10 protein-coding genes are annotated in these 11,972 nt (G+C 37.7%); 9 read left to right on the top strand and 1 reads right to left on the bottom strand.

The genetic code is table 11. The features are described 5' to 3' along the window. Positions 1–15 precede the first annotated feature (15 nt). The 3 genes from MJY40_RS07910 (at position 16) to MJY40_RS07900 (ending at position 3,945) form a co-directional block, all read left to right on the top strand. A complete protein-coding gene (locus MJY40_RS07910; protein WP_317853703.1) occupies positions 16–1,209 on the top strand; it encodes a Rossmann-fold NAD(P)-binding domain-containing protein in 1,194 nt (397 codons plus the stop codon). Then, the gene (locus MJY40_RS07905) at positions 1,206–2,270 is read left to right on the top strand and encodes a flavodoxin family protein (protein WP_317853702.1); all 1,065 of its coding nucleotides are present in this window, start codon (positions 1,206–1,208) and stop codon (positions 2,268–2,270) included. The genes MJY40_RS07910 and MJY40_RS07905 overlap by 4 nt, the downstream gene beginning before the upstream one ends. 91 nt (positions 2,271–2,361) lie before the next feature. Next, positions 2,362–3,945 carry an amidohydrolase gene (locus MJY40_RS07900; RefSeq protein WP_317853701.1) on the top strand — a complete coding sequence of 528 codons (1,584 nt, stop codon included), beginning with the start codon at positions 2,362–2,364 and terminating at the stop codon, positions 3,943–3,945. A 166-nt stretch (positions 3,946–4,111) separates the two neighbouring features. On the opposite strand, the gene MJY40_RS07895 is transcribed toward MJY40_RS07900, so the two are convergent. Next, positions 4,112–4,855, bottom strand: a complete 744-nt coding sequence (locus tag MJY40_RS07895; RefSeq protein WP_317853700.1) for a nucleoside phosphorylase — start codon at positions 4,853–4,855, stop codon at positions 4,112–4,114. Positions 4,856–5,236: 381 nt separating this feature from the next. Here MJY40_RS07895 and MJY40_RS07890 point away from each other — a divergent pair, with 381 nt between their 5' ends. From MJY40_RS07890 to MJY40_RS07865, 6 genes are all read left to right on the top strand, one after another. Then, a complete protein-coding gene (locus MJY40_RS07890) occupies positions 5,237–5,662 on the top strand; it encodes a DMT family transporter (protein WP_317853699.1) in 426 nt (141 codons plus the stop codon). Between the two features lie 14 nt (positions 5,663–5,676). Beyond that, positions 5,677–6,138, top strand: a complete 462-nt coding sequence (locus MJY40_RS07885) for a DMT family transporter (protein WP_317853698.1) — start codon at positions 5,677–5,679, stop codon at positions 6,136–6,138. Beyond that, positions 6,139–7,062 (top strand): ribokinase, encoded by a 924-nt coding sequence (locus tag MJY40_RS07880; RefSeq protein WP_317853697.1) that lies wholly within the window; start codon positions 6,139–6,141, stop codon positions 7,060–7,062. A 16-nt stretch (positions 7,063–7,078) separates the two neighbouring features. Further along, positions 7,079–7,663 (top strand): FMN-dependent NADH-azoreductase, encoded by a 585-nt coding sequence (locus tag MJY40_RS07875; protein ID WP_317853696.1) that lies wholly within the window; start codon positions 7,079–7,081, stop codon positions 7,661–7,663. Positions 7,664–7,732: 69 nt separating this feature from the next. Then, the gene (locus MJY40_RS07870; RefSeq protein ID WP_317853695.1) at positions 7,733–8,869 is read left to right on the top strand and encodes an exonuclease SbcCD subunit D; all 1,137 of its coding nucleotides are present in this window, start codon (positions 7,733–7,735) and stop codon (positions 8,867–8,869) included. Then, positions 8,866–11,958, top strand: a complete 3,093-nt coding sequence (locus tag MJY40_RS07865) for an SMC family ATPase (protein ID WP_317853694.1) — start codon at positions 8,866–8,868, stop codon at positions 11,956–11,958. The genes MJY40_RS07870 and MJY40_RS07865 overlap by 4 nt, the downstream gene beginning before the upstream one ends. Positions 11,959–11,972 lie beyond the last annotated feature (14 nt).

The raw sequence follows: 11,972 nt of genomic DNA, 5'->3' as shown, positions 1-11,972 counted from the left end.
AATAAGGAGATTGCTATGAACTTAATGGATACAGCAAAAGGATATTTGCTTCCTGTGGAATATCCTATTGTACAAACAAAGGGATATTGTAAGTTGACACATGTGGGTCAGCTGTCTGAAATAGAAGGTTTGTTTTGGTTGGATGAAAACAAATTGAATGCTGGAAAACAAACACTTTCCAAAGAAGATATTCTGGATTTGGAACAAAAACTAGTAGAAAAACCAATTACTTTGGTGAATACCAATTGGAAAACCAAAGAAGATTGGAAAGCATACTTAGAAAAAGATGTTTCTGGTAAAAAACGAGTGCATTTGTTGGCACTTGGTGATGTGGGTAGCACTGTTTTGACAGCTCTCAAGTTGTTGGGTGGTGACTGTATTCACACATTGGGTATTTATGATGTGAACGAAAATGTTTGCAAACGTTGGGAAAGTGAATTGAACCAAGCACAATATCCTTGGGAATACGATGCAATGCCAGAAGTGGTGATACTCAAAGAAGAAGAACTTTTTGATTGCGATGTGTTTGTATTCTGTGCATCCAAAGGGATTCCTCCAGTTGGTTCAGAAGTGAAAGATGTACGTATGGTACAATACGAAGCCAATAAAGGAATTGTAGGTCATTTTGCAAAATTGGCACGCAATCATCAATTTGAAGGTTTGTTTGCTGTGGTTTCCGATCCAGTAGACCCTCTTTGCAAAGCTGCTTTTTTGGCAAGCAATGCAGATGAAAATGGAGATTTTGATGGCAAAGGTTTGCGACCAGAACAAATCCAAGGCTATGGCTTGGGTGTTATGAATGCAAGAGCTGCTTATTATGCAAAACAAGATGCAAAATTCACATCTTTCTTAACAGAAGGTAGAGCATTTGGACCACATGGTGGGGATTTGGTGATTGCCAATTCCATCTCAAACTATGACAATACGCTTTCTTTGGAATTGACCAAAATGGCAGTGGAAGCCAATTTGAAAACACGTGATTTGGGCTTCAAACCATATGTAGCGCCAGCCATTTCATCAGCAGCAATTTCTCTACTGTTGACCATTCGTGGAGAGTGGCATTATAGCTCCAATTTCCTAGGTGGCGTGTATATGGGTAGTAAAAATAGAACAACACCTTTTGGTTTGGAAATTGAACATCTTCCAATGCCAGAAGAATTATATGAACGTATCCAACATGCTTTTGTTGGTTTGGAGGCGATTGTGTGAACAAACAACTGACTTTGATTTATCCAAAATGCCAAGATGAAGTGAGAAGCAAACGTCTCAACTCTATTTTGGAGGAGATTTTAAAGGATTATGAAGTGCGTATCATTGACTGCATACAAAATTTGCAAGATGTGCAGAATCAAAGGATTTTATTTGCAATACCAGTAGGAGTTTCTGGAATCAACTTGCAATACTATCGTTTTTTGAAGGAAATGCGTCTGAAAAAAGATATGTTTCTGGGTAGTGTGGGTAGTGTTTTGGTGGATGGAGAAAGTGAATTGTACACCAAATCTGTTGCCAGAGAATTGATGCTCACTGCAAATATGGCAGGGTGTGCATTTCCTGGTAGAGCATTGGTAGAAGGCACCAGTTCTTTGTATAATTTCCATATTCAGGCAAGTAACTTGCATACAGATAATGAAACAGCATACGTTTTGGCAGCGAAGGATTTGTTGAAACGTTTGATGGAATTCAAAGAAGAAAAAAGAGTGAAACCACGTTTGTTGGTGTTGCATGCCAGCAGTCGCAAAACTTCCAATACATTGACTTTGTGGAACGAAATAGAAAAATATTTGCCAAATTGGGAAGTACGTGAAATTTCATTGCAAAATGGTACAGTGATGGATTGTTGCGGGTGCCCTTTTGTCACATGCAAGCATTTTAGCGAAATGGGCAGTTGTTTCTATGGTGGCGTCATCACAGAAGAAATATATCCAGCTATTTTGCGTGCAGATGCATTGATGATTTTGGCACCCAACTACAACGATGCTGTCAGTGCCAATATATCTGCATTTGTCAATCGTTTGACTGCGTTGTTCCGCAAAACTGCATTTTACAACAAAGCCATTTATGCTATTGTCATTTCTGGTTATAGTGGTGGAAATATTGTTGCAGAACAGATTCTTGGTTCTATGAGCATGAATAAAACATTCCGTTTGCCAGCAGAATTTGCAATGATTGAAACTGCAAATGATCCACAAAGCATTATGAAAGTAGAAGGAATTGAAGAACGTATTGTTGCATATGCAGAACGTATGAATGATTTGTTCTTGCGTAAATAAAAGTAACCGTCTTTTCAGCGATGAGAAGGCGGTTTTTGTATATATCTTTTCATATCATCCATACTAAATAAAAAAATTGGAGGTAATCGAAATGATATTATACAATGCGGTGGTACACACCATAAATCAAAACAATGAGATAGCAGAAGCGGTTTTGTTAGAAGGAAACCGAATCACGTTTGTAGGTTCAAACCAAGAAGTTTTGGCACTTGCAAAGAAGAATACACAAAAAATAGATTGCAAAGGAAAAGCACTTTTACCGGGATTCATTGATAGTCATGTGCATCTTTCTATGGGGGATATGATTTGGAGTGGTGTGGATTTATCAAGGGAAGCGGGTGTGCATACCATTTCCGATATACTGGAAAAAATGAAGAAATATGCAAAAAAATATCCAGAAAAGAAATTGCTTGTGGGAAACCAATTGAATCCAATGGCACTGAAAGAAAATAGATATCCAACACGATTTGAATTGGATGCAGTCTTTCCAGATGTGGCAGTATACTTGGGATTTTCCAATGGTCACAATGCAGTGATCAATACAAAATTGATGGAAGAGGTGAATTATTTTGTCAATCCAGAAAAATTTCCAGATGAAGATGTGATTTTGAACCAAGAAGGCAATCCAGATGGTTGTTTCAAAGAAAATGGCTTGCATCCCATACGAGAATATGTCATGCCAAAGCGTACCAAGGCAGAAAGTTTGGAATTGGTCAAAAAAGCGGTTTCTTATTTGCATACAGTGGGAATCACTTCTGTTCATGATGCAGGTGGTATTTGTTCACCTATGTTTTTAGAAGAAATCAGTGAGGAGTTGGATATGCGTATCTATCCAATGCAAATTGGAATTACTGATTGGGATGTGTCCAAAAGTGTTGAAAATTTCAGAAAAGTTGGTACTAGGAAATTCCATTATGGACCACTGAAATTATTTGTAGATGGCAGTGCAGCAGCAGGAACTTGTGCCACAAGAGAACCTCTATCTGACACAGAAGCAGTACATCCATTGACAACACAAATTTTCTGTTTGGAAAAAGCAATGTTGGAAGCAGATGAAGGTCAATGTCAATTCACAGGACATGCTGTAGGAGATAGAGCCATTGAAACCATGTTGAAAGGATATGAACTGGTTGCCAGAGCAGATGGTGATGAAAAGCCAAATGCAAGAAATCGCATTGAACATTGCTTCTTGTGTCCAGATGATTTGTTGGATTGGATTGCAAAACTTGGTGTAATTCCTACGTTCAATCCTGCTTTTTTACCCATTTGGGGTGAAGCATATCGTGTGCATTATGGAGAAAGGTGCAATCGCATCATACCCATACAAGCAGCATTGGACAGAAAAATTATGTGTACCATTGCATCAGATTGGCCTTGTATTCAAAATGCAAGTCCTTTGAAAGGGATAGCCAGTGCCATGAATCGTAAAATCAATGAATGGGATCGATTGGGTGTTGCACAGGGGATTTCATTGGAAGATGCACTTCGTTGTATCACCTTCAATGGTGCCTATGCAGAATATAAAGAAAGGGATAAGGGTTCTTTGGAAGTAGGAAAATGGGCAGATTTGGTTCTGTTGGATTCCAAATTTGAGGATAAAACACCAGAAGAAATTGGAGATATGCAAGTGGATATGACCATTTTTGATGGGAAGATTGTGTATCAAAGAAAATAAAATAATAAGGCGTATCGTTCACAAATTAAGATGAATGTATACGCCTGTTTTATTTGTATGCTTATTTTGTGTAGTAACGTTTGGCTTGTAGGGGTGACGTTTCGTTACCCGTTGGTTACAATTACACATTTATGTTTGGTGATACCACGTAAAATATAAACAACCCTTATTTCATAGCATCCAATTTCACAAATGCTTCCAGTGCCACTAAAATTTCATTTCGTTCACCTTGCATAGCCAGACCTTCACCAGCAACATAATCTCCAATGCTATCGGCAGTATCTTCATCAGGAGCAACTACATTATTCAAAATAGAAGCGGCTTTCACACCACGCAAATGACCAATGACAAACAAAGAAGCGGTTTCCATATCACAGCCCAAAACGCCTTTTTTAGACCAATAAGCATCAATAGATTCTTCTTCATCTGTGTAGAAACTATCATGACTTCTGGCGATTCCCACATGATGTGGCAAGTTGTTTTCTTTTGCCGCTTCCATACAGAAGAACAACATATTTGCATCTGGCACAGCAGGAAATTCAGCAGGCATATATGTTTTGGAAGCACCATCATCACAAACAGCACCATTTACCAAAATAATATCACCAAGCTTGATTTGTGGTTGCAAACCACCACAGCTACCAATGCGAATCATGGCTTCGATACCAATCAGCTTCAATTCTTCCACGGCAATTCCAGTGGATGCACCACCCATACCCGTGGAAATGGCAAGAATTTTCACACCTTTATAGTATCCTGTTAAGCTACGATATTCTCTATTGAACATAATTTCTTGGACATCGTCTAAAAATGGAGCAATGCGATCCAAACGAGCAGGATCACCTGGCATAATGGCATATTTCACACCATGGGAATCGTCAAGCTGAATATGTGGTTGCAAATTAGACATAGAAAAACCTCCTTAATTATTCGATATGATATCTTTTACTCTATCGTATTTTCTATAAAAAAGCAAATAATATTCAAAAAGCAAAGGAATAGGATTTGATAGAAAAGCAGTTCTATGGTATGATACCTTTAGGTATCTCAGACTGTCAAAAAGCCAAAAGTCTTTTTTCTTTTAGCGTCGCAGACTTTCATCCGCAGACGGAATCGCATTTCGTCGAGGACAAAAGCGATTTCTAGATGCTTCGTAGAAACATTTGTACGAGGAAATCGGCTTTTTACCTATGTCTACAACTTGAAATCCTGATTTCAAGTTAGCGTGTCGACTTTTTCGACACGCAGTGATACCTTTAGATATCTTTGTAAAATGAAAATAGGAGGCAATATGATTTATTTTGTAATTTTGGCAATAGCTGGTTTGTTGCAAGGAATGATGGTTTCTTTCAATGGACAATTGAGTACATATTATAGTTTGTTTACTGTTTGTTTCTTTGTGCATTTCATTGCAGCGGTGCTTTTGTTGATTTATGTAAAAGCCCAAGGAAAAGACGATTTTGATTTTCGAGGAGCACCAAAATATGTTTATATTGTAGGGATTATGGGCTTGATTATTGTAACCACAAGCAGTTGGTGTACTGTGGCAGTTGGTGCAACCGCAATGCTCAGTTTATCGGTTGTGGGTCAGCTGATTTCATCTGCAATCATTGACCACAATGGTTGGTTTGGACTCAAACAAAAGAAATTTCAATTGAAACAATTACCAAGTTATATGTTGGTTATTGCAGGCGTACTTTTGGTGGTTTGTTTTTGATTTGGAGGATAAAAATGATTTATTATATCGTAGCAGTTTGTAGTGGAATGCTCAGTTCCATGAGCAATATGGTGAATACCAAGGCTGGTGAATGTTTTGGTGCAACAAAAGGGTCCCTCATCAACTATTGGGGTGCCAGTGTAGCATCTTTGATTTTGATTTTTGCAACAGGCAATGGTTCTGATTTCACATTGAGTTATATGAAAACAGTACCACCTTTGTTCTATTTGGGTAGTGTTTGTGGTTTGGTGGCTTTGGTTTTGCTTGTCATTGGCACACAAAAGAAAGGGTCATCTGCATCCACCATTTTGTTGTTGTTTGGACAGCTTTTGGCAACCATCATTTTGGATTATCTTTTCTTTGGAAAATTCCACATTGCCAGATTGCTTGGGATTTTCTTGATTCTAGTGGGTGTATCTTGGAAAGAAAAAATTATGAATGGTATCAAACAGGAAGAAGAAAAGGAGTTGGCATAATTGAAAATTTTGAATTTTGGCTCTATGAACATTGATTATGTATACCAAGTGGATCATTTTGTGTCGGCTGGTGAAACCTTATCTTCTTCAGAATTGTTCATCAATAGTGGTGGCAAAGGTTTGAACCAATCCATTGCAGCAGCAAAAGCAGGAAATATAGTGTACCATGCAGGTTATTTGGGCAAAGAAGGTACATTTTTAAAGGATAAATTGGCAGAAAATCAAGTGGATGTATCCAATATATCCTTTGTGGAAAGTAGTTGTGGACACGCCATCATTCAAGTGGATGGTGCTGGTCAAAACTGTATTTTGTTGTATGGTGGAACCAATCAAATTTTGACAAAAGAATATATCAATTCTGTTTTGGATGTTTTTGGAAACGAAGGCTTGGTGTTGTTGCAAAACGAAACCAATTTGGTTGGGTATATCATTGAAGAAGCACATAAAAGAGGACTTTTGGTGGTGCTCAATGCAGCACCTATGGATGCAAAAGTATTGGAATATCCATTAGATTTGTTGGATTGGTTGTTTGTCAATGAAGTAGAAGGTGCACAAATTGCAGGTTGTGCAATAGAAGAAGAAATCATTGGTGTTTTGCAAGAAAAATATCCAAATGTGAATGTGCTTTTGACTTTGGGTAGTCGTGGTGCCATCTGTGCCACAAATGGTAAACGATATCAAATTCCATGTCATAAGGTTTCGGTTGTGGATACCACAGCAGCTGGAGATACCTTCTGTGGCTACTTCACATATGGTGTGTTGCATGATATGGAAATTTCAGAAGCGTTGCAATTGGCAACTACAGCCAGTGCTTTGGCAATTGGTAAAAAAGGTGCATCTGACTCTGTTCCTAGCAAAGAAGAAGTGGACGCAGTGATGGCAAATCAAGAACTACCAATATTAGAAGTGAAAATTTTGGATTGATATAGGAGGATTTGAAATGGAAAAGGTATTGTACATCAATTGTTGTATCCGTGAAAATGAGTCTCGTAGCAAAGAATTGGCAGATTGTTTTTTGGATGCCATAAAAGATAGATATGAAATCACAGAATTGAACTTAATGCAAGAAAATCTATCCTATATGATGGGTGATTTCTTTGAAGAAAGACAAGTATTGTTGGAAAAAGATGATAAAACACATCCACGTTTTGACTATGCACATGCATTTGCAAGCTATGATAAAATCGTAGTAGCAGCACCATTTTGGGATTTGAGCTTTCCAGCATTGTTGAAGGTATACATTGAAAATATCTGTGTAGATGGCATTACCTTTGGTTGTGATGAAACAGGTATGTTTGGCTTGTGTAAAGCAACAAAAATGGTATTTTTAACTTCCAGAGGTGGATTCTTCAACGATTCCCCAATGGAAATGGGTTCTTTGTATCTGAAAACCATGTGTCAATTCTTTGGCATTGATGCATATGTTTGTGTGGCAGCAGATGGTTTGGATACAGGAGCAAGACCTGTTGTAGACATTATGAATGATGCAAAAAAAGAAGCGCTTGCAGTTGCAAAGGACTTTTAAATAATAGAAAAATGTGTAGGCTGTTGATTATTTCAATAGCCTTTTGCTATATAAAATTGAGGTGACAACATGAAACTGATGCATTTAGGGGATTTGCATATTGGAAAACGTGTACACGAATTTTCGATGCTAGAAGACCAAACATATATCTTGAACCAAATTTTAGATATGGTGGATACAGAACAACCAGATTGTGTGCTCATTGCAGGTGATGTATATGACAAACCCATACCGCCGGCAGAAGCAACCAAACTTTTGGATACTTTTTTGACAGAGCTGGTGAAACGAAAAGTAGCTGTTTTTCTCATATCTGGAAATCATGATTCTGCCACACGTTTGGATTTTGGTAGCCGTTTGTTGGAAGATAGAGAATTGTATATTGCCGGTACATTCCAAGGGGAATTGCAACACATTGTCAAAGAAGATGCATTTGGAGAAGTGCATTTCTATTTGCTTCCATTTGTAAAACCAGCTATAGTTGCATCCTATTTCCCAGAAGATGCAGTGGTTTCCTATCAAGATGGCATTCAAACAGTGGTCAAACATACGAAAATTGACGAAACCAAGCGTAATGTCATTGTATCCCATCAATTTGTCACATGGAAAGGTATTGCAGAAGAAAGCGATTCTGAAACAGTATCTTTAGGTAGCATTGACCATGTGGATGCAACGGTATTCTTTCCATTTGATTACACAGCACTGGGACATTTGCATAGTCCCCAAAGAATTGGCAAAGATACCATTCGTTATGCAGGTTCACCATTGGCATATTCCTTTTCTGAAATCAGACGTGGTAAATCTGTAACGCTAGTGGATTTGCAAGAAAAAGGAAATATAGATATCAAACAAATTCCACTAGAACCATTGCATCCATTGGGAGAACTCTGTGGTGGTTTAGAAGAATTGTTGGAAGAAGGTAGAAAAAATGGTGGTTCCAATGATTATATGCGTGTGGTTTTGACCGATGAAAAGATGCATTATGACCCACTTGGAAAGCTGAGAAATATCTATCCCAATATTATGACTTTGGACATTATGAATACAGGTGGCAAAGGTATCCAATTGGAAAAATTCACCTTGGAGAAAAACAAACCAGAAGATATGTTTGCAGATTTTTTCTTGCAACAAACCAACAAAGAATTGGATGATACCCAACGTGTATTGGTGCAAAAGATTTGGCAAAACTTAGGAGGTGATGGCAGATGAAACCAAAATTCTTAAAAATATCTGCTTTTGGACCCTTTGGGAATATGGTGAAAGTGGATTTTGAGAAAATAGGTAGCAGTGGATTGTTCCTCATCAGTGGTGATACGGGTGCTGGTAAAACCACTATTTTTGATGCCATTTGCTTTGCATTTTATGGAGAAGCCAGTGGTTCTGTACGCAGTACCGATGGTGTCAGAAGTCATTTTGCAATAGCAGATACAAAAACCTTTGTGGAATTGGAATTTACCCATAAAGGAGATACCTATAAAATCACCAGAAGTCCATCTTATGCCAGAGCAAAGAAAAATGGTGATGGCATGACAACAGTGCCAGCAGAAGCAACTTTATCCAAAGATGGAATGGTTTTGTCTGATGGCAATACACCTGTCAAAAATGCAGTAACAGAATTGCTTGGTTTGGATGCAAAACAGTTCAAACAAATTTCTATGATTGCACAAGGTGAATTCTTGGAGTTATTACATGCAGATAGTAGCAAACGTGGATTGATTTTCCGTAAAATATTCCACACAGATTTGTTTTCAGAATTCCAACAATTGCTCAAAGAACAAGAAAAAGAAGCAAGAATTGCCTTTGAAGATAGCGGAAAATTTTTGTTGCAATATATGAATCAATTGGATGAAGATGTGGTTGCAAAGGATGCTTTGTATGATGTGGATACATTTTTGGTGAAACAAAAGGGCATTTTGTTCCAATCACAAAAAGACTTTGCTGGAATCGAAGGTAAATGGAAGCAATCACAAGAGGAAAGCAGTTCTTTGAAGGAAGAAATTGCAAAAGGGGAATTGATCAATCGTCAAATTGTGACTTTGAAACAAACCAAAGAAGACTTGATTGCTTTGGAGCAACAAGAAGAAGTGAAATTGGTTGAAATGAAAGGGTTACAATTGCAAAGAAAGGCTTTGGACTATATTGCACCCATTGCAAATGAAAAGAATCGAATCCAATTGCAGCTGGAAATTGCTACAAAAGAAGTGGAAACATATGAAAAATCCATTGCTGTTTTGACACCTGTGTTCCAAGAAAAAGAGAAGGAAAAAGAACGTTTGGAAGAAACGAAGGTGGCTTTGGATGGAGAGCGTATTCGCTTGCAAAAATTAGAAGAACATTTGCAATTGTTTGATGAAAAAGAATTGGTAGAAACAAATCTTGCAAAAAATCGTGCATTTTTGGAAAATATTGAGCAAAAGAAACAAGAAATCCAAAGGGATATGGAACAAAAAAGCAAGGGCATTGAAGCAGCACAAAAACAAGTACAAGAAAAAAGTAAATTGGAACGTGAACAATTGATTTTGCAACAAAAAATGGAGAAAGAGCAAGAACGCAAAGTAAAATTAGATGGATTGCTTTTGGACCAAAAAAAATTAGAGCAAGAAATCAATAAATTAAATGCAATGCGTAGAGAATATAAGCAAGTGGAACAAAAGTATCAAGAAATTGAGAAAATGCGTGAACAGGTTGAAATTGCATATTTAGGTGCACAAGCAGGGAATTTGGCAGAAAACTTGATAGAAGGAGATGCATGTCCTGTTTGTGGTTCTTTGCATCATCCCAATATTGCAAAAATTCCAGACGAAGCACCAACAAAAGAAACTTGGGAAAAATGGAAGAAGAAAGAAGCAGAAGCTTTTAGCCAACAAGAAAAAATACGAACAGAAGGCAAAGCACAAAGCACAATTTGTAGTGCCATCAAGGAAAGACTGGAAGCAGATTGCAGTGTAGAACAAATTCAAATTACAGAAATAGCAGAAACAATTGCTACATGGCAAAATGGATATGCTATCCTAGAACAAAACAAAAAAGAGTTGCAAACACAACAAATTGCATTGCAAGAATTGGAAGCTACAATAGAAAAAGATATGACAGCACTGGAAAATTACAAAAGCTTTTTGGAAATTACAGTGCAAGAACAAAAAAATATTGCATCTGTTGTTCATGGATTGCAAGGTGAATGGAAAGGGTTCCAAAATCGACTTGGAGACACCAAAAAAGAAGATATGGAACGTAATATTGCAAGCCTAAAACGCTATATCGAACAAGAAGACAAAGATAGAGCTTGGATTGTACAGTTATGGCAACAGAAAAAAGAAGAATTGTCTGAACAACAGACGATGCTAGTAGAAAAGAAACGTCAGAAACAAGAATTACAAGGTAATCTCAACAAAAAAACAAAAGAACTTGCTTTGGAGCTAGAAAAACAAGGGTTTGTCAATCCAGAAGCATATAAATCCAATTTGCCAGAAAGTAGAATGATTTTGGAAACAATGGAATCTGAAAATAGAGGATATTTCACAAAACTAGAAAACACAAAAGAGTTGTTCCAAGCAGCAAAAAAAGGTGTTGGCGAAGAAGCAGTTGTTGTGGATTTGGTGGCTTTGCAAGAAAAAGAACAGACCATCACCAATCAGCTGATGGAATTGGAAGTGCAAAAATTGGAACGTGGCAAAACCATAGCCATTTTGCAACAACTATTGGAAAAAGCAGAAGAACAATGGAAATTCAGACAAAAAGCAGAAGCTATCTACTTGCCAATAGCAGAGTTATCCAAAGCAGCCAATGGTGATTTACAGGGCATTGGTGCATTGAAAATCACATTTGAAGTCTATGTGCAAATGTTTTATTTTGACCAGATTTTGCAAGCAGCCAACCAAAGGCTCCATGATATGACTGCTGGTAGATATGCTTTGGTACGTGCAGAAGGTACAAGGGATAAGAGAAGCCAAACGGGTCTGGATATGGAAGTCATCGACTACTACACAGGAACCACACGTTCTGTCAAATCGTTGTCTGGTGGTGAATCTTTCAAAGCATCTTTGTCACTGGCACTTGGGCTTGCAGATGTCATCCAAATGTATGCTGGTGGTGTGGATATCGAAACCATGTTTATTGACGAAGGATTCGGCTCTTTGGATGAAAACTCCAGAGAACAAGCCATTGAAGTATTGCAACGTTTGTCAGATGGGAAGCGTTTGGTGGGTATTGTATCCCATGTTTCTGAGTTAAAAGAAAGCATAGAAAAGAAAATTTTAGTGCAAAAAAGCACAAATGGTAGTAAAATACAAATAGGGTGATTGTATGATGAAAA

Origin of the sequence: Chakrabartyella piscis, assembly GCA_030067835.1 — a bacterium.
Taxonomy (GTDB): domain Bacteria; phylum Bacillota; class Clostridia; order Lachnospirales; family Anaerotignaceae; genus Chakrabartyella; species Chakrabartyella piscis.
Note: the sequence above shows the minus strand (reverse complement) of the source record. Positions and strands in the feature narration are given on the sequence as shown.

Coding starts and splice junctions, on each gene's coding strand:
- MJY40_RS07910 (WP_317853703.1), top strand. CDS start 16: ATGAACTTAATGGATACAGCAAAAGGATATTTGCTTCCTGTGGAATAT.
- MJY40_RS07900 (WP_317853701.1), top strand. CDS start 2,362: ATGATATTATACAATGCGGTGGTACACACCATAAATCAAAACAATGAG.
- MJY40_RS07895 (WP_317853700.1), bottom strand. CDS start 4,855: ATGTCTAATTTGCAACCACATATTCAGCTTGACGATTCCCATGGTGTG.
- MJY40_RS07890 (WP_317853699.1), top strand. CDS start 5,237: ATGATTTATTTTGTAATTTTGGCAATAGCTGGTTTGTTGCAAGGAATG.
- MJY40_RS07885 (WP_317853698.1), top strand. CDS start 5,677: ATGATTTATTATATCGTAGCAGTTTGTAGTGGAATGCTCAGTTCCATG.
- MJY40_RS07875 (WP_317853696.1), top strand. CDS start 7,079: ATGGAAAAGGTATTGTACATCAATTGTTGTATCCGTGAAAATGAGTCT.
- MJY40_RS07870 (WP_317853695.1), top strand. CDS start 7,733: ATGAAACTGATGCATTTAGGGGATTTGCATATTGGAAAACGTGTACAC.
- MJY40_RS07865 (WP_317853694.1), top strand. CDS start 8,866: ATGAAACCAAAATTCTTAAAAATATCTGCTTTTGGACCCTTTGGGAAT.